The 21,028-nt window shown below is 67.4% G+C and carries 22 protein-coding genes; 9 read left to right on the top strand and 13 right to left on the bottom strand.

Annotated elements, in window-relative coordinates; genetic code table 11:
- The 4 genes from JWQ81_RS20955 to JWQ81_RS20940 all read left to right on the top strand — a co-directional run.
- Positions 1 to 227, top strand: a 227-nt coding sequence (locus JWQ81_RS20955; protein ID WP_297544047.1) for an HNH endonuclease, incomplete at its 5' end; no start/stop codon positions are given.
- A 287-nt stretch (positions 228 to 514) separates the two neighbouring features.
- Entirely contained in the window at positions 515 to 1,366 is an 852-nt protein-coding gene (locus tag JWQ81_RS20950) for a class I SAM-dependent methyltransferase (protein ID WP_297544045.1), read from the top strand.
- Between the two features lie 295 nt (positions 1,367 to 1,661).
- Positions 1,662 to 3,050, top strand: a complete 1,389-nt coding sequence (locus JWQ81_RS20945; protein WP_297544043.1) for a sugar porter family MFS transporter — start codon at positions 1,662 to 1,664, stop codon at positions 3,048 to 3,050.
- A gap of 291 nt (positions 3,051 to 3,341) precedes the next feature.
- Positions 3,342 to 3,557 (top strand): hypothetical protein, encoded by a 216-nt coding sequence (locus JWQ81_RS20940; protein WP_297544042.1) that lies wholly within the window; start codon positions 3,342 to 3,344, stop codon positions 3,555 to 3,557.
- 3 nt (positions 3,558 to 3,560) lie between these two features.
- On the opposite strand, the gene JWQ81_RS20935 is transcribed toward JWQ81_RS20940, so the two are convergent.
- A complete protein-coding gene (locus JWQ81_RS20935; protein WP_297544040.1) occupies positions 3,561 to 4,973 on the bottom strand; it encodes an MFS transporter in 1,413 nt (470 codons plus the stop codon).
- Between the two features lie 99 nt (positions 4,974 to 5,072).
- Here JWQ81_RS20935 and JWQ81_RS20930 point away from each other — a divergent pair, with 99 nt between their 5' ends.
- Together JWQ81_RS20930 and ribA are read left to right on the top strand one after the other, a co-directional pair.
- Positions 5,073 to 5,549, top strand: a complete 477-nt coding sequence (locus JWQ81_RS20930; RefSeq protein WP_297544036.1) for a helix-turn-helix domain-containing protein — start codon at positions 5,073 to 5,075, stop codon at positions 5,547 to 5,549.
- 157 nt (positions 5,550 to 5,706) lie between these two features.
- Entirely contained in the window at positions 5,707 to 6,336 is a 630-nt protein-coding gene (ribA, locus tag JWQ81_RS20925) for a GTP cyclohydrolase II (protein WP_297544035.1), read from the top strand.
- Positions 6,337 to 6,374: 38 nt separating this feature from the next.
- Here ribA and JWQ81_RS20920 read toward each other — a convergent pair whose 3' ends face one another.
- The 9 genes from JWQ81_RS20920 to JWQ81_RS20880 all read right to left on the bottom strand — a co-directional run bounded on the left by JWQ81_RS20920 (position 6,375) and on the right by JWQ81_RS20880 (position 14,414).
- Positions 6,375 to 6,749 (bottom strand): VOC family protein, encoded by a 375-nt coding sequence (locus JWQ81_RS20920; protein ID WP_297544034.1) that lies wholly within the window; start codon positions 6,747 to 6,749, stop codon positions 6,375 to 6,377.
- Positions 6,750 to 6,807: 58 nt separating this feature from the next.
- Positions 6,808 to 7,956, bottom strand: coding sequence for an aminotransferase class V-fold PLP-dependent enzyme (locus tag JWQ81_RS20915; RefSeq protein WP_297544032.1), 1,149 nt, complete (start codon positions 7,954 to 7,956; stop codon positions 6,808 to 6,810).
- A complete protein-coding gene (locus JWQ81_RS20910; protein ID WP_297544063.1) occupies positions 7,949 to 9,295 on the bottom strand; it encodes a carotenoid oxygenase family protein in 1,347 nt (448 codons plus the stop codon). Before JWQ81_RS20910 ends, JWQ81_RS20915 begins: the two co-directional genes overlap by 8 nt.
- A 14-nt stretch (positions 9,296 to 9,309) precedes the next feature.
- A complete protein-coding gene (locus tag JWQ81_RS20905) occupies positions 9,310 to 9,867 on the bottom strand; it encodes a hypothetical protein (RefSeq protein ID WP_297544030.1) in 558 nt (185 codons plus the stop codon).
- Positions 9,868 to 10,235: 368 nt separating this feature from the next.
- Complete coding sequence (locus JWQ81_RS20900; protein WP_297544028.1) at positions 10,236 to 11,216, bottom strand: Gfo/Idh/MocA family oxidoreductase; 981 nt, start codon at positions 11,214 to 11,216, stop codon at positions 10,236 to 10,238.
- Between the two features lie 118 nt (positions 11,217 to 11,334).
- Entirely contained in the window at positions 11,335 to 11,919 is a 585-nt protein-coding gene (locus JWQ81_RS20895) for a hypothetical protein (protein ID WP_297544026.1), read from the bottom strand.
- 62 nt (positions 11,920 to 11,981) lie between these two features.
- Positions 11,982 to 12,686 carry an ABC transporter ATP-binding protein gene (locus tag JWQ81_RS20890; protein ID WP_297544024.1) on the bottom strand — a complete coding sequence of 235 codons (705 nt, stop codon included), beginning with the start codon at positions 12,684 to 12,686 and terminating at the stop codon, positions 11,982 to 11,984.
- Positions 12,683 to 13,831 carry an HlyD family secretion protein gene (locus JWQ81_RS20885; protein ID WP_297544022.1) on the bottom strand — a complete coding sequence of 383 codons (1,149 nt, stop codon included), beginning with the start codon at positions 13,829 to 13,831 and terminating at the stop codon, positions 12,683 to 12,685. The genes JWQ81_RS20890 and JWQ81_RS20885 overlap by 4 nt, the downstream gene beginning before the upstream one ends.
- Entirely contained in the window at positions 13,809 to 14,414 is a 606-nt protein-coding gene (locus JWQ81_RS20880) for a hypothetical protein (RefSeq protein WP_297544020.1), read from the bottom strand. Before JWQ81_RS20880 ends, JWQ81_RS20885 begins: the two co-directional genes overlap by 23 nt.
- A 112-nt stretch (positions 14,415 to 14,526) precedes the next feature.
- Here JWQ81_RS20880 and JWQ81_RS20875 point away from each other — a divergent pair, with 112 nt between their 5' ends.
- From JWQ81_RS20875 to JWQ81_RS20865, 3 genes are read left to right on the top strand one after another with little or no spacing between them, the layout of a single operon-like run.
- Positions 14,527 to 15,237, top strand: a complete 711-nt coding sequence (locus tag JWQ81_RS20875) for a response regulator transcription factor (RefSeq protein ID WP_297544018.1) — start codon at positions 14,527 to 14,529, stop codon at positions 15,235 to 15,237.
- Positions 15,227 to 17,044 carry a HAMP domain-containing sensor histidine kinase gene (locus tag JWQ81_RS20870; RefSeq protein WP_297544017.1) on the top strand — a complete coding sequence of 606 codons (1,818 nt, stop codon included), beginning with the start codon at positions 15,227 to 15,229 and terminating at the stop codon, positions 17,042 to 17,044. The genes JWQ81_RS20875 and JWQ81_RS20870 overlap by 11 nt, the downstream gene beginning before the upstream one ends.
- Positions 17,045 to 17,053: 9 nt before the next feature.
- Positions 17,054 to 17,200 carry a hypothetical protein gene (locus JWQ81_RS20865; protein WP_297544016.1) on the top strand — a complete coding sequence of 49 codons (147 nt, stop codon included), beginning with the start codon at positions 17,054 to 17,056 and terminating at the stop codon, positions 17,198 to 17,200.
- Positions 17,201 to 17,421: 221 nt separating this feature from the next.
- Here the strand turns inward: JWQ81_RS20865 and JWQ81_RS20860 are convergent, their stop codons facing one another.
- From JWQ81_RS20860 to JWQ81_RS20850, 3 genes are read right to left on the bottom strand one after another with little or no spacing between them, the layout of a single operon-like run.
- Entirely contained in the window at positions 17,422 to 18,957 is a 1,536-nt protein-coding gene (locus tag JWQ81_RS20860; protein ID WP_297544014.1) for a long-chain fatty acid--CoA ligase, read from the bottom strand.
- Between the two features lie 53 nt (positions 18,958 to 19,010).
- Positions 19,011 to 20,132, bottom strand: coding sequence for a DUF5938 domain-containing protein (locus tag JWQ81_RS20855; protein ID WP_297544012.1), 1,122 nt, complete (start codon positions 20,130 to 20,132; stop codon positions 19,011 to 19,013).
- A 30-nt stretch (positions 20,133 to 20,162) separates the two neighbouring features.
- The gene (locus JWQ81_RS20850; protein WP_297544011.1) at positions 20,163 to 20,966 is read right to left on the bottom strand and encodes an SDR family NAD(P)-dependent oxidoreductase; all 804 of its coding nucleotides are present in this window, start codon (positions 20,964 to 20,966) and stop codon (positions 20,163 to 20,165) included.
- Positions 20,967 to 21,028: the final 62 nt, after the last annotated feature.

Here is a 21,028-nt window from a genome sequence, read left to right as displayed (position 1 = left end):
ATGCACCACCGCAGCGATGCATCGGGCACCACATCGTTTTGTGGGCCCACCACGGGGAAACACGCATCTCGAACCTCGTGTTCCTCTGCGCCGCGCACCACAATCTCATGCATTACTCGGAATGGCGCGTCCGCATCGCCCGCGACGGGCTCCCGGAGTTCATCCCACCAGCATTCCTTGACCCGACACGCACACCACGCCGCAACACCCTCCACCAACGCATCTAGACCACCGACCACGACACACCTCGGTAGACAAGATCACCCGAGGACCTCGACGACGCGCGTGTGGTGACCAGAGGTTCCGTCCCGGGTGGGTGTTTCCGCTACCGAACACCACCAGAGCCCTTACGTGGAGCGGAAACACCCATCCGGCGCCAGCTTGAAACCCAATCCAGGCACGACCGAAAGCGTCAGGACACATCGCCGGTCACACTCCGCAATTCGTCGCACAACGGCGCCGACCGCGGCCTCGGCTCACCTCAACCGTCTCCTGTCTGCGCTAGCGTCAGGAGATGCGGAACTCCAACGCCGAGCAGACCGCCGCCTGGGACGGCGCGGCCGGTGAACATCGCGTGCGGCACGCCGCCACCATCGACGCCGGAGCCCGTGCGCAGAACGCCGCCTTCCGCGCTGCCACCGGGATCATGGCGTCCGACCGGGTGCTCGACGTCGGGTGCGGCACCGGCCAGTCCACGCGCGACGCCGCGCGGGCGGCCGTGTCGGGGAGCGTGCTCGGCGTGGACCTTTCGTCGCTGATGCTTGAGAGTGCCCGCGAACTCAGCGACGCCGACGGGCTGCGCAACGTCACCTACGAGCAGGCAGACGCTCAGGTGCACACGTTTGCGCCAGCCGGGTTCGACGTCGTCATCAGCCGGTTCGGCACGATGTTCTTCGACGACCATCTCGCGGCGTTCAGCAACCTCGCACGCGCACTGCGCCCGGCAGGACGCCTGGTGATGATGGTCTGGCAGAGCCGCGGAAACAACGAGTGGGCGAACGTGGTCCGCGACGCGCTCGGGCCGGTCAAGGAAACAGCCATGTCCGCGAGCCCGTTCTCCCTCTCCGACCAGGCGACCGTAACAGGCATCCTCGACGCCGCCGGCTTCGGCGGGATCAAGTTCACCGACGTGCAAGTCCCGATTTCCTACGGCTCCGACGTCGACACGACGTACAGCTTCGTACGCGAACTACGCAGCACGAACGACCTCCTCGTCACCCTGGATCCGCTAGCGGCAGAGCATGCCCTGGAACGGGTCTACAACTCCATCGCCGCGCACGAGACCGAAGACGGCGTGCTGTTCGACTCGCGCTCCTGGATCGTCGAGGCCACGTCGGCGGGCCGCGCGACGAGCAACCTCAGCTAGCCAGCGGTTTCCCGTCCGGACCGGCTGGCCCGCACACTTCGCCACTGTCACATATGTGAATGGCGATCACGTGTCTGAATCGTTATCAGCGTTTGTCTTGTCCGTGCGTTACGGGCGTGTGACTGTTTACACCGCATCTCGGCGGAGGCACTGGTACGAACCACCGCCGGGCCGGCCACCAGGCCAACCCGACGAAGTACCGCACTGACCTGACCACTCCCCGACGGTGCCGGACCCGGAGACTTCGCGAAACCGACCCGGCAGGTAAGACCCAGGAAACGAGGGCGATTCGGCAATGACGCAGACAGCGCCGACCCGACGGCAAATCAACAGAACGACGTTGTACTTCTTTGGTGCGCTCGGCGGGATCCTGTTCGGTTACGACCTCGGGGTCATCTCGGGTGTCCTGCCGTTCATCACCAAGGTCTGGCATCTGACCGGCTTCGACAAGGGCGTCGTCACGGCGAGCCTGTCGGTCGGTGCCATCTTCGGCGCGGCGTTCTCCGCCAGGACGAACGACCGGCTCGGCAGGCGGCGCACGATCATGGTCGCGGCCGTGATCGTCATCATCGGCACGCTGGCGGCGACCTTCTCGCCGTCGTTCGAGCTACTGATCATTTCGCGGTTCATCATCGGGCTCGGAATCGGCCTGTCGTCCTCGACGGTCCCGGTCTACCTGTCCGAGCTTGCACCCGCCCGGCTCCGCGGGGCGATGGGCGCGCTGAACCAGATCTTCATCGTCCTCGGCATCCTGATCGCGTTCCTGGTCGACTACTGGCTCGGCCCGACATCCAACTGGCGCGCGATGCTGGCGGGCGCGATCATCCCCGCCGTCATCCTGCTCGCCGGGCTGGTGTTCCTGCCCGAGACACCGCGCTGGCTGCTGAAGAACGGCCGTGTGGAGGAGGCCCGTGAGGTCCTCGTCAGCTCCCACGGCAAGTCCGACGACGTCGACGCCGAACTCGACACCATCCGCGAAGTCATCCGGATGGACACCGAGGAGAAGGGCCGCATCCGCGACCTGTTCCTCCCCTGGGTCCGCCCGATGCTGATCGTCGCCATGCTGCTCGCCATCGGCCAGCAGTTCAGCGGGGTCAACGCGATCAACGCCTACTTCCCGACGATGCTCATCGGGCTCGGCTTCGCCACCCAGGCGGCGCTGCTTTCCGGTGTGCTGCTCGGGATCACCAAGTTCCTGTTCACCGCGTGGGTCGTCTTCGTCGTCGACCGCTGGGGCCGCAAGCCCCTGCTGCTCATCGGCAACGTGATCATGGTCATCACCCTGGCCGCGGCCGGGATCGTGGTGCTGAACGTGCACGACACCGGCACCCGCGGGGTGCTGATGCTGATCATGATGGTCCTCTACCTGGTCGGCTACGAGCTCGGCTGGGGCGCGGTCGTGTGGGTCATGATGTCCGAGGTGTTCCCGCTGAGGTTCCGCGCCGCGGGCATGGGCATCGGCAGCGTCGTCCTGTGGGCGGCCACCGGCATCGTCAGCGCTGTCTTCCCGATCATCTCCGCCCCCGGTTCGCTGGGGATCGGCGGCTCGATGTTCCTGTTCGCCGGGATCAACGTCGTGCTGTTCGGGCTGACCAAGTGGCTCGTCCCGGAAACCAAGGGACGCAGCCTGGAGCAGATCGAGCTCGACCTGCGGGCACGGACCAAGGTCCGCACCAAGGCCTGAGTTTCACGAGGGGTTCCGGCCGACGGCCGGGTACGGGCGCAAAGTCCCCGTACCCGGCCGTTTTCATTTGTCACTTGTGGCTCTGGTGTTGTCTGCGTGGGTCCGTGGTGGTTGAGGGACCGGGGCGGGCGCGAGTCCCACGTTCACGGCGCCGAGTCCCACACTCAGCCGCCGAAAGCAGGCGGCCCGGCACAGCACGTGCACGCCTTCCACGCGCGGTCGCTACCCTGAGTTGTCCGGGTAGGACCGGTGGGGAAGGCTGACCGGACGTCAACCCACGGGGAGGAACCCATGACCGAGAACGCTCATCACAAGGACGAAAGCACCCGCGAAAAGGTCGAGGAGGAGCTGGCCAAGACGGCCGACGACGCCGAGCTGGCCGCGTGGGAGACGGTGTACGAAGTGAAGGATCTCGCGCACGACGCCGTCGAGAAGCTCAAACACCTCGGCCACCACCACAAAGACGCCAAAGACACCGCCAAAGATCCCGAAGCCAAGACCGAATAGCCGCTAGGACACCGAAACCCGGGCCGACTCGGCGGCGGGCTGGACATGGTGGTCCACCGTGCCGCGGCGGGCGGCGATGAAGCAGCCGGTCACCGCGGCGGCGGCCGACGTCGCCACGATGAAGATCCAGCCGTGCCGGAACGCGTCGAGATCCTGCGTCCCGCCGTAGATGACGACCAGGATCGCCGTACCGAGCACGGTGCCGACCTGCCGGGACGTGTTGATCATCGACGAACCGGCTCCCCAGCGGTCCGGCGGCAGCACGGTCGCCACCACCGAGGACAGGCTCGGCATGAGGAGCCCGACACCGAGGCCGGACAGAAGCTGGCCCGGCAACATGTCGGCCCAGTAGTCCGGCGTCGCGCTGAGTTGCGCGAGCCAGTACACCGAGGCCAAGCCGAAGCTGAGCGCACCGACCGCCGCGACCGGCCCCGGCCCGAACCGGTGGGCGAGCCGGCCGCCGAACATCGACACCACGACCACGGTGGCGGGGCCGGCACTCTGCGACAGGCCGGCGATCGCGGTGGAGTCGTGCCAGATGCCGACGAGGAACAGCACGTTCCCGAAGAGCATCGCGGCGAACCCGGCGGCGAACAGGGCCATCGCCACGCAAGCGAGCCACAGCGTCGGCACCTTGAGCGACTGAAGGTCGAGCACGGGGACGGGGTGGCGTTTCGCGCGGAACACCGCCCACGCCAAAGCCGCGACTCCGCCCACGAACCCGCCGAGCACGCGCCCGCTCGTCCAACCCGCGTCAGGCGCCTCGACCAGCGCGAACGTCAACCCGCCAACCCCGGCCAGCAATCCCAACGCACCCAGCAGGTCGGGCACCCCGGTCGTCGTGTCCTTGCTCTCCCGCAGCAAGATCGGCCCGAAAACCAGCGCCAGCACGCCGATCGGCACGTTGACCAGGAACACCCATCGCCAGGAAGCCTCGACGAGCAGTCCGCCCAACGGCGGACCCAGCGCGGCAGCCGCGGCGCCGACGCTCGCCCACATGCCCACCGCGGCAGAGCGTTTGGCCGCCGGGAAAGCGGTCAACAGCAACGCTAACGACGTCGGCATCACCAGCCCGGCCCCGATCGCCTGCACGGCTCGGAACGCCACCAGCATCGGGATCGACCCGGCCAGCGCACACGCCGCCGACGCCGCGGTGAAGATCGCCACCCCGATCAGGAAGAGCCGCCGCCGGCCGTAGCGGTCCGCCAGCCGGCCGGCCGGCGCGAGGAACGCCGCGAACATGACCGTGTAGCCGTTGAGGATCCACGACATCGAACCCAGGTCACCGCCCGGAAAGGCCACCCGGATCGCCGGGAAGGCGATGTTCACGATGAACAGGTCGAGGCTGGCCAGGAAGGACGCGACCGAAACCAGCAGGAGCACCAGGCCCGGTCTGGTCGTACCCGTCTTCGTCATGCTGTCGTCCGATCCGGGGAGGGAGAGTGAGTTTGATGAAGCAACTCACCGGAGTGTAGCGGGTCGCTTCATCAAACTCACCCGGCTAGACTGTGACGGATGCTTCGCCGTGAGTACGACACCCAGACCTGCTCGATCGCCAAGGCGCTCGAGATCCTTGGCGAGCGCTGGTCGCTGCTCATCGTGCGCGAAGTCGCCCTGTTCGACGTCACGCGCTTCGACGACCTCGTGTCGAGGCTCGGCATCACCCGCAGCGTGCTCGCGACGCGGCTGGAGTTCCTGGTCGCCGAGGGTGTCCTGGAACGCGAGGCCTACCAGGAACATCCCCCGCGCTACGAGTACCGCGCCACGGAAAAGGGACGGCAGCTCTGGCCGATCCTCATGCACCTGAAGCACTGGGGCGACGAGTACTACCGCGCACCGAACGGCTCACCGCGCACAGCCGTGCACGCCGGTTGCGGCGGGCAGCCGGACGGACGTCTGCAGTGCGACCGCTGCGGCAAACCGCTGGACGCCGCCAACACGGTCGCCGCCACTGCGGCCGCCGCTCCCCGCGAAGAAGTCAGCGCCCAGTAGCCACGCTGTGAGAACAACCACACCAACGCTGCCGTCGATCTCGCCTTAACGACGTCACACAAGGTTGTAGGGTTGTCAGCCAGGTAGTTCAACTCTCAATCATCCAGTTGAGGGCATGATCGACTTGTGCAGTGATCCGGGAGAATCGAGGACGACCATGACCGCGAAGACGACCGCAGTTCCGGCGCAGGTGCGGACCCGCGTGCACGTCCCGCTCAGCTTCGCCGACGGGTTCACCGCGGAAGCCGACATGGTCACCTTCCGCGGCCTGACCGATGGCGGCGAACACCTCGCGCTCGTTCTCGGAGACCTGTCCTCCCCAGACGTGCCGCTGGTCCGTCTCCACTCTGAATGCCTGACCGGCGACGTCTTCGGCTCCGCCCGCTGCGACTGCGGCGCCCAACTGCGCGAAGCCGTCGAGCGTATCGCCGAAACCGGCGGCTACCTGCTCTACCTGCGCCAGGAAGGGCGCGGCATCGGCCTCTACAACAAGCTCGACGCCTACGCGCTCCAGGACGACGGCTTGGACACCTACGCCGCGAACACCGCGCTAGGCCTGCCCGAGGACAGCCGCAACTACACCGCCGCAGCCCAGATGCTCGGCGCGCTCGGGGTGTCCGAGATCGACCTGCTCTCGAACAACCCCGACAAAGAGGCGCAGCTGAGCGAAAACGGTGTCGGGATCCACCACCGCGTCACCACCGGAGTGTTCGCGACCGACAGCAACATCCGCTATCTGCGCGCGAAAGTCGACCACACCGGGCACACCCTCACCCTCGCCGGCTGAGCCTTCGACTACCGCAACTCGACGGCGAGTTGCGGTGGTCAGGCCCACTGGACGAACTCGACCACGACGCCATTGGGGTCGGCGACCTGGAAGAGTCGCTCACCCCACAGCTCTTCGCGAAGCGGCAACGTGATCGCGACCCCCTCACCGGTCAGTCTGGCCAACTCCGCGTCAAGATCGGTGACGACCAGCGCCACGATGACCCCGGCCGCATGCACGTCGCGGAATCCTTCCGGCAGCACCTCGAGCCCGCGCCGCAGGAACACGAGGTTCACCGCGGCATCCTCCCGGCCCAGCGAAACGAACCCGTCGGCGGACATCTTTTCCTTGTATCCCAAGTGATCGACGAAAAAGACACGCGACTGCTCGACGTCGTCGACGGTGAGCGAGACAGTGGATGAACTGACCTGCACGGAAGGCCTCCCAGACCAGAGCCGGTACCTCTGACTTTAACTGTACACCGTACGGAGTTTAGGTCTCGCGAAGATGCGCGGCCAGCTCGCGGACGCCGTCGAGGGTGAGGTCGAGGTGCGGGCTGAACCGCAGCAACGGTCGGGTGATGTCGCCCGGAGCCCGTTCCGGACCGCAGGCCGTGCTGACCACACCACGTCGAAGCAGCTCAGCGCGCACCTGAGCGACGTCGAGATGCTCGTCCTCCGGCTGCAGCGACGTGATCGAGCCAGGCGCGTCGACGGGAGCCGTCAAGACCCAGCCGGGCACCTCGGCGAGCTCGGCCCGCAAGGCCCTGCCGATTCCGTGCAGCCGTTCGTGGATCTGCCGCGGGCCCAAATCGCTGTACTCACGCAACGCGGTGCCGAGCCCGATCCGGCCGGCGACGAACGCCTCCCGGCTTTCCAACGTGCGCATCGGACTCCCCTGTCCCGGCCAGATCCCCGGCGGCAACGCCGGAAAGCGCGGGACGAGGTTCGCCTGCCACGGGTCGCGGACCGCGAGGTAACCGACCCCGCGCGGGCCGCACAGGAACTTCCGGCCGGTGCCGTAGACGGCCGCCGCGCCTGGCATGAACTCGACCTGCGCCAGCGACTGCGCCGTGTCGACGATCACCGGCACCTCCGCCGCGGCGCAGATCTCGGCGCATTCCTCGACCGGCTGGACGAGCGGCCGATGCGAAGCCATGGCGGTCAGGTGCAGGAAGGCCGGCCGATCGGTGCGCAGCCGGTTGCGCAACGCCTCCAGGTCGACCCGGCCCAAATCGTCGACGTCGAGCCAGCCGACCTCCAGCCGGAAGTCCGCGAACGCCGACAGGTTCGGCCCCCACTCGCTCGGCACCGCCCACACCCGATCGCCCGGTTGCAGCGGCCAGGCGGCGAGCAGCTGGGCGAGTGCTGCCGACCCGCTCTCCACGAGCGCGACGTCGTCCGCGTCGAAGCCCAGCAGCCCACCGAGACGCCGGCGGACTTCGGTGAGCTGCTCCGCGGCAGCACCTTCGGCGACATAGGCGCCCAACTCGGCTTCGAGATCCAGGTGGCTGGCGACCGCCGCACGCACCGCGGTGCTGGTCCGGCCGCTCGCGGCGGTGTCGGCGTGCAGGCCTTTCGCCGGCATGCGCAACCCGGACCAGCGGGCACCGAGCGTCTCGTGCGGCAGTTCGTCAGTCACCGTGGGCACTCCTGAGGGTCGGCAGCTCGTCGGGCATCCAGTTCCCATGGAACCCGAACGGGACCCGTTGTGGCAGGTGAATTTCCGCGACCGGCGGCGCATCCAGGTCAGCTGCGTCGAGGATGACGACGTCGCTGGTGTCGGTGGCGGCGTCGTAGACGTAGGTGATCAGCCAACCGGGGCCGCCGGGACGAAGATCGGCCGGAGCGAACGACGCCTCGGCCGGAGTGCGTCCCGGGCCGAAATCGTGCCGGACGACGTCGCCGGATTCGAGGTCGTACCGCAGCAGCGCGTTGGGCCGCTCGGGCTGGTCCGGACCACTCGTGCTCGTCGCATGGCCGAAGCGGGTCGCGAGGCCGGCGAGGCGGTCGTCGATCCGCGGGAACTCGCAGGGCCGGTCGTCGAGCTGCTCCTCGGCGACCTTGCCGCTCACGAGGTCGATCGTCCAACGCCAGAGCGTGGCAGGCGCGGGCTTACGCGTCGGGTCGTCGAGGTACGGGTAGCGCACGACGTGCAGGACCATCCGGTTTCCGTCGTCGTAGGCGCCCAGGGTGTGGAAGACGTAGCACGGGTTGACCGAGAACCAGCGGACTTCACCGAACGGATCGTCGCGACGCAGGACCCCGAGACGGGCGCCGTAGTTGTTGTCCCACGTGTAGGGCATCCCGCGGCCGGTCTTCGCCTGTTCGGCGTCGAAGACCACCGGAAGGTCCATGAAGACGACGTGGCCGGCGGTGAGGTTGAAGTCGTGCATCATCGTGTGCGCCGGGACGTCGATCGGGCGGCTGACGACGAGCTGCCCACTGGCGTCGGCGCGGTGATAGGTGACGTACGGCGGCTTGAACCCACCGTAGCCGAAGAAGTGCAGCTCGCCCGTGGTCGGGCAGGTCTTGGGGTGCGCGGTCATCGCGGTGGTCAGGCGACCATCGAAGTCGTACGGGCCGACGGTCTCGAGCTCGTGGCCGGGGCGGCAGTCGAGCTCGTACGGGAACGACGACTCGACGAGGGCGAACGTGCGGCCGGCGTGCCGGACGACGTGGGTGTTCGCAACCCCCTGGGTGAGGTCTTGGTTGCCGTGCTCGTCGTAGACCTTGGTGCCGCGGGTGCGGACCCAGCGGTTGCGGTAGGCGGTGGCCCGGCCCGCTTCGAGACGGACGCCGTGGACCATGCCGTCGCCGAGGAACCAGTGGCTGGACGCGGCGTCGTGCGGGTTGGGGCCGTTGCGCAGATACCAGCCGGTGAGCTCCGGCGGGATGGTGCCGGTGACCTTCAGGTCGACGGCGGTGAGTTCGTCGGTGACGGGGGCGTAGTTTCCGGCGAGGTAGGCCGGGACAGTCATGTCGGCCATGGTGTTCACAGCTCCTGAGCGGCGTAGCGGGCGCGGATGCGCTCCGGGTATCGGGCGGTGAAGATCGCGGGGATGACGAACCCGGCGACCTGGACGGGGATCGAGCCGGCGGAGCCGACGTTCGAGGCGGCCAGTACGGCCAGTACGACCGCGGTCACGGTGAACGCGGCGGCCCAGGCGGTCGTGATGACGACGTTGACCTTGACGAAGACGGGCGAGCTCCAAAGTGCTTCCGGCGTCTGGCGCTTCGCGATGCCGAGCGTGAACGGCCGGCTGATGGCCAGCCCGCCCCAGGCGGTGAGCGCCAGCCAGACCATCGACATCGAGCCGGTGTAGTGCCTCAGCGGCGAGTCCGTGAGCGAGAAGGCGACGACGGTCAGCGCGGCGAAGTAGACGAGCGTGCTGAGCTCGAGGATCTGGGAGTCCAGGGCGATCTTCGACCGGCGGGCCTGGACCAGCAGTCCGAGACTCAGCACGAGTCCGGTCAGCGCGGCCCACTGCCAGCTGAAGCCGGAGACGACGGCGAAGGCGATCCACGGGATGAATCCGCGCAGGTAGTTCATGGCGACCTCTCTGTTCCGGTTTCGACATGTCAAACCTAGAACATACGCAGGCGACATGTCAACTATGACCGGTCAAGTGAGTGAGCGGCGTTCCCTCAACGCCATGACATGGCGACCCTCGCAGTGTGTGTTGAACGCCAATGCCTGGAACGTGTGGCATTGTGACGTGTCGTGAAGGCCACCTTCACGGCGTAAGGCGTACTCAACTAGGCCTTGACGACGTCTCTGCCCTACCGGGAGTGTGCCCTGAACAGAACCGACCACCCCAACCCATCAAGTTCCAGGCATGGTGCGTTGAACGCACTGCGAGGCTGGCCATCAGGATGGCCTTGAGGGGTCGCTACCCAAGCGAGCAGCGGCGAAGCGGGTTATGCGGGGTGGCGGAGGGGGAGGCCTGCGGCGGTGTAGATGGCGTCGATGACGGTCATGTTCGCGATCGAGTCGTCGGGCGAGGTCAGGATCGGCTCGCCCCGCTGCACCGCGCCGGTGAAGGCATCCAACTGGTAGGCGTAGCTCGGCCGCTTGTCGAAGTGCTCGACGCGCCGATGCCCACCGGCTCGGACGGACATCCGGTGCAGGATCTGCGGTACGAGCGGGTTGAAGATCCGCATCTCCCCCGCGTCGCCGACCACCTTCACCGACATCCGCAGCACCGACTTCGACCACATCGAGCAGGACACCGTCGCTGTGTGACCGGCTTCGAACTTGAGCTCGGCACGCACCGCGCGGTCGACGTCGGCGGTGTGCCGTTTGGCGTGCGCCGAAACGACCTCCGGCTCCGACCCGCCCAGCGAACGTGCCATGTGGACGGCGTAACAACCGGCGTCCATCAGCGCGCCGCCGGCGAGGTCGAAGTTGTAGCGGATGTCGGAGAACTTGGGCAGGGGGAAGGAGAACGCCGTCTCGATATGGCGGACGCGCCCGAGCTCGCCGCCCGCCACGATCTCCATCGCGCGCCGGAAAAGCGGGTGATAGCGGTAGTGGAACGCCTCCATCACGACCAGCCCGCTCGCCCGCGCCGCCTCGGCGACCGTCCGAGCTTCGTCGGCGTTGGCGGTAAACGGCTTTTCGCACAGGACATGCTTTCCGGCCTTCAGAGCCGCAAGCGTCCAGCGGCCGTGCAAGCCGTTCGGCAGCGGGTTGTAGACCGCGTCGATCGCCGGGTCGGCGAGCAGCTCCGGGTAGTCGCCATACGCCGTCGGGATGCCGTGTTTCGCGGCGAAGGCGTTGGCCCGGTCGCGATCCCGGGCCGCGACGGCCGTGACCCTCGCATCCGAAGAAGCCGCAGCGGGCTTGATGATCGCGTTGGGCGCGATGCGCGCCGCGCCGAGTACGCCGATTCGAAGCATGCGAACAACCCTAGTAGGCGACCTACTCGCGAGGCCTCGCAACTCGCCGCCGAGTGGGGTCACCGGCTTCCCACTTTTGCGCTTTTGCGGGGTCCTTGCGCACGCTAACTATCGCGGCTTACTTATCGCTGGGACCCATGACCTGGACTTCGCAGGTCTGCTCGATCTTGTCCGAGTTCGGCGGCTGCTTGCCGTCACCGAAGTGCCACGGCGACTCCGAGTCGTCCGGCGTCTCCACCACGCTCATCCCCTGCGAAGTCATGCACTGGACCCACTTGTGCAGGTTGTCCTTGTGCGCAGGGTTCGCGCTGTCCTCACCCCATGGCAGCAGCGGGAGCTTGGGCAGGCACGCCTTGCCCGCATCGGCATGCGCGGCGGACCAGGCTTCCGCTCCGGCGATCGAGTTGGGCTGCTGGTCCATGTCCGCGCCGTGCGCCTTCATACACGCGGTCCAGGGCGCGATCAGCTTCTGCGAATCCTCCGGCGTTTCGTCCACCCGGTGACGCGGACGGCCTGCCTCGACAGCGTCACCCGTCGGCGCTGTGGACGCTGTACTCGCGGCGATCGAACCTGGTGTGGCGATCGACGCGACTTCGGGCGCTTTCGCCGGGCTGGACGAGCAGCCCGCGATAAACACAAGTCCGGCCGCTGCCAGCAACCCCGACTGCAGCAACGGCCGCTTGGCGGCGGTAATGAACGTCATGGACCTAGCATGACCAGCACTTTTAACGAACCTGTCAGCGAAAGAACAGCTTCGTGTGTGGCTCATACCGGGATCCAGGCACCGGTGTCCGCGACGATGCGCCCGTCACGGAACTCGACCTGGCGGGGCAACCCCGCGGCGATGTCCCGGTCGTGCGTGATGATCGCGATCGTGGTGCCGTCGTTGTTCAGGCCGGTCAACAAGTCGAGTACCGCGCGGCCGTTGGCGGTGTCCAGCGCGCCGGTCGGCTCGTCGGCCAGCACCAGCGCGGGATCGTTGACCACCGCCCGCGCGATGGCGACCCGCTGCTTCTCGCCGCCGGACAGTTGGTGCGGCAGGTGCCCGACGCGGTGCGACAGCCCCACGCGGTCCAACGCTTCGAGCGCCATCGCTCGCCGCTTGCGCCTGGGCACCCCGGCGTAGAGCAGGCCGGTCGCGACGTTGTCGGCCGCACTGAGCCCGTCGGTGAGGTGGAACTGCTGGAACACGAACCCCAGCCATCGCCCGCGCAGCGCCGAAAGACGCCGATCGGACAACGACGTGACGTCCTGTCCGCCGATCTCGACCGTGCCGTGGGTAGGGAGGTCGAGGGTGCCGACGATGTTGAGCAAAGTGGACTTGCCCGAGCCCGATGGCCCGACGATGGCGAGCAGTTCGCCTTCGTGGACCGACAACGAGACGTTGTCGAGCGCGGCCACATTGCCGGGGTAGATCTTGCTGACGCTGTGCAATGCCAGTACGGGAACGGGTTCGGTCATTCCGGTCATGAGGTCGTCACCACCAACAGTCCGGCGGTGATCCCAGTACCGCTGATTTCGACCAGGTCCTTGGAGAACATTCCGGTTTGGACCGCTTTCAGCGTCCCGTTCGGCAGTTGGACGGCGTAGCCGCCTTCCCGCAGCGCGACCAGCGCACCGACCGGTACCGCGAGCACCCCGGCGTGGGTCTGCGTGGTCACCTGCACCTGTACCGACGCGGAGTCCAAATCGGACACCTGCGACTCGTCGTCCGGCGCGACGATGATGCTCACCTTCGGCGGGTTCTGGGCACCGCCGCCCGACGAGCCGGTGCCACCGGAGTCCGGTCCACCGTCCACAGTGGTGCCGATCGACACCACCTTCCCCGGCACGTTCTTGTTGTCCGGACGCACGATGGTTACCGCGGCACCGGTCTTGATGGAGCCGACGTCGGTGGGAGCGACCGGAATGGTGACGACCTTCTCCGTCGGCGTCACGGTCATCAGCGGGCCCGCCGCCGGATCGCCCAGCTGCGCGGACACGCTGTTGACCCGCACCGCGCCGGCGACCACGACGATCTGGCCGACGTCGAGGGTGCCGGTGTCGTCGAGTCCGGCGTGCTTCTGCCATTTCTTCAGCGCCGCGACCAGAGCCGGGGTGAAGGCCGCCTTTCCCGGGTCCTTCGCGCGAGTGCCGACGCTGTAGCCGAGCTTGGCGAGGTTGTCCGCGACCATCGCGATGTCCGAACCCTGCAGGTCCGGGTTGTCGAGCTTGCGGAACATCGGTGTGGCGCCGAAGAAAACGGGCACCGGCACGTCGTTGACCGAGTAGAGCGGCTTGCCGCGCTCAGCAATGTCACCGGTCAAGGGAAGCTTGGTCACCACGCCCTGGCCGGCACCTTTGAGCGATTGCGGGGTGCCGAAACCGAGCGTGCCGGTGAAGGACTGGGTGTCGGTCAGGTCGGTCTTCGCCACCGCGATCGTAGTCACCGCCGCCGCCGCGGGCGCGACCGCGGCCTTGCTCTCCCCGTGGCGGATCACCGCGAACGCGCCGCCGCCGAGAAAGACGACAACCACAAGCGACACCGCGGAGATGACAAGCTTCTTGCGGTTCCGGCCGGGTTCCTCCGGCGTCAACTCGCCGGAGATCGACTCACTTTCCACTGAACGCGCCAATCTTGCAGTCCTGTTCGATCTTCTGCTCCTGCGCCTCGCCGACGGTCGGCTGCGAGGTGAAAGTCCAGCCACTGCCGAACGGATCGGTCGGCGTCACCGGCACCCCCTTCGCGTTCAGACAGGTGATCCAGTCGTGATAGTCGTCGAGAAAGTGCGGATTGGTGGACTGGTCCATTTCCGGCGGCTGGATTGGCAGCTTTCCCGCGCACGCCGCAACTGCCGCCTTCGCCGTATCAGTGTCGTCGTGCTGGTCGGGCGAGTTGCCGTCGCCGCGGCCGGCGATCATCTTGTGGCCGTGCTCCTTGAGGCAGATGTCGTACGGCTTGCCGGCCGCGACTATCTCCTCCTGTGTACTGTCCAACCGCAACTGCGGCCGCTGCGATTGGTCCACTGTGGAGGGACTCGACGTCGTCGCTGACGCGGACGGCGCGCCGGAACCCGGCAGCGACGCCACCTGCGGAGCAGCAGAGTTCGCAGCGCCGCCGCAGGCGCTCAACACCGCGGCAGTGGCGAACAGGACGGCGGCGAACGCCGGACGCGCGGCTCGGCGCCGGGAGCGGGCGGTATCGGCGAAAGGCTTCATGGCGGCAACTATCACCAAGGAATGTCAGGGAATTGTCAGCAGCCGGTACGACTCCTATGGTCCTTGGCGCCGAATCGGGTGGGCGGGGAGGATCCGACCTATGATCGGAGCCATGTGCGCGCAGATTGTGCTGGCCGAGGACGACGAGAAGCAGGCCGAGCTCGTCCGGCGCTACCTCGAACGCGAACGGCACACGGTGGTCGTGGTGACCGACGGCCGCGCGGCGATCGACGAGGTGCGCCGGCTGATGCCGGACCTGCTGGTGCTCGACATCATGCTGCCCAAGGTCGACGGGCTCGACGTCTGCCGCATCCTGCGGGCCGAGTCCGAGATCCCGGTGCTGATGCTGACCGCGCGGTCCACAGAGGATGATCTGCTCCTCGGCCTCGATCTCGGCGCCGACGACTACGTGACCAAGCCGTACAGCCCGCGCGAACTGATGGCGCGCGTGCGGACGCTGCTGCGGCGGACCCGCGCAGAGACGACGCCGGCCGACCCGCGCCTGCACGTCGGCACGCTCGTCGTCGATCCCGTCCGGCACGAGGTGAGCAGCGACGGCACCCCGATCGACTGCACCCCTGGCGAGTTCCGGCTGCTCGAGGTGATGGCCGCGCATCCGGACCGGGTGTTCACCCGCGGGCAGCTTCTCGAGCACCTGCACGGTTTCGACCGGTACATCACCACCCGCGCCATCGACGTCCACGTGATGAACGTGCGCAAGAAGATCGAAACCGAGCCACGCAAACCCACGCGGCTGGTGACGGTTTACGGCGTCGGCTACAAGCTGACGGCCGGGCGGGAGAAGCAAGCCGGTGCATCGTAGTCTGCTCGTCCGGCTGCTGGCGGTGTCCGTGCTGGTGGCGGTGTGCGCCATCGCGGCCACCGCGTGGCTCGCGTCGACGACGACGTCCGGCGCGATCCAACAGGAACAAGGTCAGGCGCTCTCCGACGACAGCAAGATCTACCAGGGGATCCTCGGATACGCCTCGACCCATCCGAACTGGGGCGGCGTCGGCCGGCTCGTCACCGCCTACGCGCAGATCACCGGCCACCGGGTCGCGCTGACCACACCGAACCGCGTCCCCATCGCCGACTCCGCGCCGAAGGCCGACCCGCTCCCGAACAAGGCGTCCGCGGTGGTCGACCCGCTGGCAGTGGACCCCGGCCTGGTGGCCAACGCGACCGCCGACCGCATCGACGTCGGCGCCGTCGGGCCGTTCAAGCTGAATGCCGACGACGTCGGCTTTTTGGCCGCGCTGGCCTCGCGCGTGCTCACCTGCGTACAGAACCGGACCGGCAGCGGCACGATCACCACCGCGCCCAACGGCAGGCCCAGTGTCGTCAGCTCCGACGCGTACAGCCTGTTCAACTGCAAGGAGAACAACCTCGAGCAGCCCGTCAAAACCGAACAGACCGCGCTGGACCAGCTCGACAAACTGGTCAACGACTGCCTGTCCCGTCAGCACCATGAACCGGTCGCCGTCCAACTGGACTTCGGCTGGACGCCGCTGCCCGCGGTGCGCTCCAGCCTGACCCCGGAGCCGTCCGCGGCACAGAGCGGTCCGGTCCCGGCTCAGGCCAACGTGCCCGACCCGGCTGTCCAGTCGTGCATCACCAGTTCACGGCACGAGCAACTGACGCCGTATGTGTCGCCGCCGGCGCTGCTGTTCATCACCACGTCCAACGGCGCTGCCACGCCGGCCACGTTCAGCCTGTCCCGCGAGAACAAGATCCGGGTGGCGGGGGTCGCCGGTGGCGTCCTGCTGCTGACCATCGCGTTCACCGTCCTGGCCGGCGCCCGGCTGATCCGGCCACTGCGGGCGCTCACCGGCGCGGCGCGGCGGATGGGCGAAGGCGATGTCACGGCCAGGGTCGACGTCAAGAGCAAGGACGAGATCGGCAGGCTCGCGGTGGCGTTCAACAACATGTCCGAGAACCGCGAACGACTCGAGGCGACGCGCAAAGCGATGGTCAGCGACATCGCGCACGAGCTGCGCACCCCGCTGAGCAACATCCGCGGCTGGCTCGAAGCGACCCAGGACGGCATCAGCACGCTCGACGACGAGCTCGTCACGTCGTTGCTGGAGGAGGCGCTGCACCTGCAGCACATCGTCGACGACCTGCAGGACCTGTCCATGGCCGACGCCGGGAAGCTGCGTGTGCACCCGGAACCGGTGAGCGGCGCGGACATCCTCGCCCAGGTCGCCGCCGCGCACACCCCCCGCGCCGCGGCCGCCGACGTCACGCTGTCCGTGGACACGGAGAACCGACTGGACCTGGTCGCGGACCCCGTGCGGCTGCGTCAGGCGATCGACAACCTGGTGTCCAACGCGCTCCGGGCCACCCCGGCCGGCGGCACGGTCGCACTGCGCGGACGTCGAGAGGGCGTCGAAGCCGTGTTCGAGATCGCCGACACCGGGATCGGCATCGACCCGGACGACCTACCGCGGGTGTTCGATCGCTTCTGGCGCGCGGACAAGTCGCGCACCCGACAGTCCGGCGGGAGCGGCCTCGGCCTGGCGATCGTGCGTCAACTCGCCGAAGCCCACGGCGGCTCCGCCGGCGCCACCAGCATCCCCGGCCAAGGCTCGACCTTCACCCTCCGGTTCCCGCTTTCCCCGGATGACTGACGTCCCAGCGTGGCGTTGAACGCCAATGCCTGGAACTTCAGGGGGGCGGGGGTGGTCGGTTCGGTCCAAAGCAGCAAGGACCGGGGCGAATGGGTGCTGGTAGCGGAACTGAGGGCCGGTCACTTCGCGCGGGTGGTACTGGTGATGGCGATGTGACTGTTGGGGCTCCTGGAGGCACTTTCGGCAGGGCTGGGGCGTCGCGAAGGCCTAGTTGAGTACGCCTTACGCCGTGAAGGTGGCCTTCACGACACGTCACAACGCCACACCAGCCACACCAGCAGTAATGCCGAACCCGCCACCTCAACCGACTCCACGCATCGGCGTCCAACGCACCGCGAGGGTCGCCATGTCGTGGCCTTGAGGCGTCTTTGATGCCGCTACTCGCCCTCCAGCAACCGCGCTTTGACCTCGGCTTTCAGAACCTTGCCGACCTTCGAGCGCGGGAGGTCCAGCCAGCTCTCGACCTGCTTCGGGGTCTTGACGCTGCCCACCCTGGCCTTCACGAACGCCCGCAGTTCCGCCTCATCGACGTCGTGTCCGGCGTGCGGCTGGATCACCGCGGTGACGCGTTCGCCCCACTTGTCGTCCGGCAGCCCGACGACGGCGCAGTCCTGGACGTCCGGGTGCGCCATCAGCGCCTGCTCGACCTCGGCGGAGTAGACGTTGAAGCCACCGGTGATGATCATGTCCTTCGCCCGGTCCACAATGAACAGATAGTTGTCCGGGTCGAGATAACCGATATCGCCTGTGTGGTGCCAACCGTGCCGCCCGGCTTCCGCCGAGGCCTCGGGATTCTTGTAGTAGCCCTTCATCACCAGCGAACCCCGCACGACGATCTCGCCGCGTTCGCCGGTTTTCAGCAGGTTCCCGTTCTTGTCCATGATCGCGACGCGCACGAGCGGCGACGGCCGCCCCGCCGAGGAAAACCGCTCCCGCGCGAGTGTCCCGTCGGAGTGGAAATGGTCTTTCGGGGCCATGGTGGAGATCATCATAGGTGCCTCGCTCTGCCCGAAGAGCTGCGCCATCACCGGCCCGATCTTCTCGATGGCCTCCTCCAGCCTGGCCGCCGACATCGGCGCGGCGCCGTACCAGAAGCACCGCAGCGACGACAGGTCCGAAGTGGACAGATCGGCCTTGCCAAGGAGCATGTAGATCAACGTCGGTGGCAGGAAGGTGTGTGTCACCCGATGTCGAGCGACCAGCGTGAGGAACTCGGCGAGATCCGGCGTCTTCATGATGACGATCTCACCGCCGAGGGTCATGATCGGAAAGCACAGCACCCCGGCCGCGTGCGTCAGCGGCGCGAGCGCGAGGTACACCGGACGCGGTTCGAACGGATAGCTCATCAACGTCAAGGCCGACATCGTCTCGATGTTGCCGCCGGTCAGCATCACACCCTTGGGCCGCCCGGTGGTGCCACCGGTGCCGACGAGCAGCATCGTGTCGTCGACCACGTCGGCCTCCCAAGGCTCGGCAGGCACACCACCGATCCAGTCCTCAAAGGACACGGCCGACGCGCTCTCGCCGTCCAGGCAGACCAGCGTCGTCAGCCGCGGGAGATCGGGCAGGATCCGGTCGACCAACGGCGCGAACGCACGCTGGAAAACCAAGCACGTGCAGTCGAAGAAGTCCAGCAGGTCCCGGTTTTCCGCAGCCTCGTTGCGGGGGTTGACCGGGCACCACACCGCGCCGGCGCGGGCGATGCCGAACACGCAGGAGAAGGCAATCGGGTCGTTCGCCGACAGGATCGCCACCTTGTCGCCCGGCCGCACACCGGACCGGTCCAGCGCCCGCGCCACCTTCCACGACAGTTCCTGGACCTCGCCGTACGTCAGCGTGACACCGTCCATCGTCAGGCACGGCGACGCCGCTCCCAGCGAGACACCTTTGTCGAGATAGTCGTACAGCAGCACAGGAATCCTCGGTTCCCCGTGGGGACCCCCCCACCGAGGGGTCCCCACGCGTGTCACTTGTGGACGGTGAGTACCGGGTCGAGCACGAGCCCGAAGGCCTTCAGCTGGCCGAGTAGCTCGCGATGGCCGAACGCCTGACAGGCCGAAGCCAGCCCGACGCGCTTCGGCGCCTGCTGCAACAGCGAATACGCCGCATACGCCTGCAAAAGCCCGGTCTGCTTGTAGTTGCTGTTCCCATGGATGACGCAGTGTGCGCGCCCGAGCGGCCCGGAAGCGTGTACCGAGTCCACCGAGGTATTGATCCGGGGGTTCTCCCTTGGCGGCATTCCGGCCTGCACCGAAGCGGCGATCTTCGCCATCTCGGCGTCCCGCTGTTCGGTTGGCAGAGTCATGATCTGCGCGTCCACCATTTTCACCGTGTCGACCACGCCCTGGACGACGGCACGGTCGAAGACCCCGCCCGCAACCTTGACGTTCGCGACCCGTGGGTCGTTCTTGAACCACACCGGGTGACTCGTCCCGCCCCACGGCACGGCCAGCGCCGTCTCGTGCGCGCCGGGGACGGCGATCTCGAACTTCGTCTGCCTGTCCCACTGCTTGTATTCGTTCTGTTCCAGGTAGAACCAGTCGGCGGTCAGGATGGTGAAAATCGTCTGCGTCGAGGCGTAGGTGGGGAAACCCTTCCACAGCACCAGAATATCGAGCGTGTCCAGCCCAGGTGTCTCCAGGCAGATATTGGCGGCGATCTCACCCGTGGTGTACATCTGGGCGACACCGGGCGAAAGCAGCAGACCCGCCTCGGCGTACTTGTCGCCGAAGCGCGCCTGCGCGGCGAGGACCCAGTCCTGCTCGCCGGTGGTATCGAGGTAGTGACAACCGGCGGCGAGCGCGGCTTCCGCCACTTCCGGACCGTGCTTGATGAACGGGCCGACCATGTTGCTGACGACCTTGGCCCCGCGGAACAGTTCCGTCAGCGGGCCGACGGCGTGCTCGACCTCGATGACCTCGTGGTCGACGGTGTCGATCCCGGGTACCCGGTCGAGTACCTCCTGGATCCGGGCTTTGTCGCGCCCGGCGGCGATGAACGGGACATTGAGCTCACGCAGGTATTCGCAGACGAGGCGGCCGGTGTAACCGGAGGCGCCGTAGACGACGACAGGTTTATTGGTGCTCATAACACAAACGCCTTTCCAGGAACTCTCTGGTCACATGCCCATGCCGCCGTCGACCGGTACCCCGGCACCGGTCATGAACCGCGCCGCGTCGGAAGCGAGGAACACCACGACGTCGGCCATGTCGTGGACTTCACCGAGCCTGCCGAGCGGGGTCAGGCCGATGACGTCGCTGATCGCACCCTCCACAGTGGGCCAGAGGCCGAGGGTCACCATGTCCTCGGCGAGTTTGAGGCCCATTTGCGTCGCGACCAGTCCCGGGTAGACGCAGTTCACGCGGACGCCGTAACCGAGCTTGCCGGATTCCATCGCGGCGACCCTGGTCAGTCTGTCCACTGCGGACTTCGTCGCGGAGTAGCCGGAAATACCGGGAAACGGGATCGTCGCGGCCACCGACGAGATGTTGACCACCGCGCCGCCGTTACCCGCCGGGCCGCCCGGCCGCATCGCGCGGAAGGCGTGCTTGATGCCGAGTGCGGTGCCGAGAACGTTGACTTCGAGCATCTTGCGGACGTCGCGCGGGTCGAGATCGATGACCAGGGCGGACAGTTCGACCCCGGCGTTGTTGACCACGATGTCGAGACCGCCGAGCTCGGCGACCGTGCCGGTGATGGCGGATTCCCAGCTCGCGTCGTCGGTCACGTCGAGGGGGACGAACCCCGCGGTGGCACCCGAATCGCGGAGCGCGTCGGCGGTTTCCTTACCGAGGTCCTCCTGCAGGTCGCCGATGACCACGGCCGCGCCCGCTCGGGCGAGCGCCTTGGCCATGCCGGCGCCGAGACCCTGCGCACCCCCGGTGACCAGCGCTTTTCGTCCGGTCAAGTCGTACACACTCATGGGACATCTCCTCCTTGAGATGAAGGGCAACGGTGACCTGGGTCCTGAGCGTAGCCAGATTT

Source organism: Amycolatopsis sp. (assembly GCF_025464955.1).
Lineage (GTDB): Bacteria > Actinomycetota > Actinomycetes > Mycobacteriales > Pseudonocardiaceae > Amycolatopsis.
This window is presented reverse-complemented; position numbering and strand designations above follow the sequence as displayed.

Bases quoted from the DNA above. Each gene is read 5' to 3' on its own strand.
- JWQ81_RS20950 (WP_297544045.1), top strand. From the start codon at position 515: ATGCGGAACTCCAACGCCGAGCAGACCGCCGCCTGGGACGGCGCGGCC.
- JWQ81_RS20945 (WP_297544043.1), top strand. From the start codon at position 1,662: ATGACGCAGACAGCGCCGACCCGACGGCAAATCAACAGAACGACGTTG.
- JWQ81_RS20940 (WP_297544042.1), top strand. From the start codon at position 3,342: ATGACCGAGAACGCTCATCACAAGGACGAAAGCACCCGCGAAAAGGTC.
- JWQ81_RS20935 (WP_297544040.1), bottom strand. From the start codon at position 4,973: ATGACGAAGACGGGTACGACCAGACCGGGCCTGGTGCTCCTGCTGGTT.
- JWQ81_RS20930 (WP_297544036.1), top strand. From the start codon at position 5,073: ATGCTTCGCCGTGAGTACGACACCCAGACCTGCTCGATCGCCAAGGCG.
- ribA (WP_297544035.1), top strand. From the start codon at position 5,707: ATGACCGCGAAGACGACCGCAGTTCCGGCGCAGGTGCGGACCCGCGTG.
- JWQ81_RS20910 (WP_297544063.1), bottom strand. From the start codon at position 9,295: ATGACTGTCCCGGCCTACCTCGCCGGAAACTACGCCCCCGTCACCGAC.
- JWQ81_RS20905 (WP_297544030.1), bottom strand. From the start codon at position 9,867: ATGAACTACCTGCGCGGATTCATCCCGTGGATCGCCTTCGCCGTCGTC.
- JWQ81_RS20900 (WP_297544028.1), bottom strand. From the start codon at position 11,216: ATGCTTCGAATCGGCGTACTCGGCGCGGCGCGCATCGCGCCCAACGCG.
- JWQ81_RS20895 (WP_297544026.1), bottom strand. From the start codon at position 11,919: ATGACGTTCATTACCGCCGCCAAGCGGCCGTTGCTGCAGTCGGGGTTG.
- JWQ81_RS20890 (WP_297544024.1), bottom strand. From the start codon at position 12,686: ATGACCGGAATGACCGAACCCGTTCCCGTACTGGCATTGCACAGCGTC.
- JWQ81_RS20880 (WP_297544020.1), bottom strand. From the start codon at position 14,414: ATGAAGCCTTTCGCCGATACCGCCCGCTCCCGGCGCCGAGCCGCGCGT.
- JWQ81_RS20875 (WP_297544018.1), top strand. From the start codon at position 14,527: ATGTGCGCGCAGATTGTGCTGGCCGAGGACGACGAGAAGCAGGCCGAG.
- JWQ81_RS20855 (WP_297544012.1), bottom strand. From the start codon at position 20,132: ATGAGCACCAATAAACCTGTCGTCGTCTACGGCGCCTCCGGTTACACC.
- JWQ81_RS20850 (WP_297544011.1), bottom strand. From the start codon at position 20,966: ATGAGTGTGTACGACTTGACCGGACGAAAAGCGCTGGTCACCGGGGGT.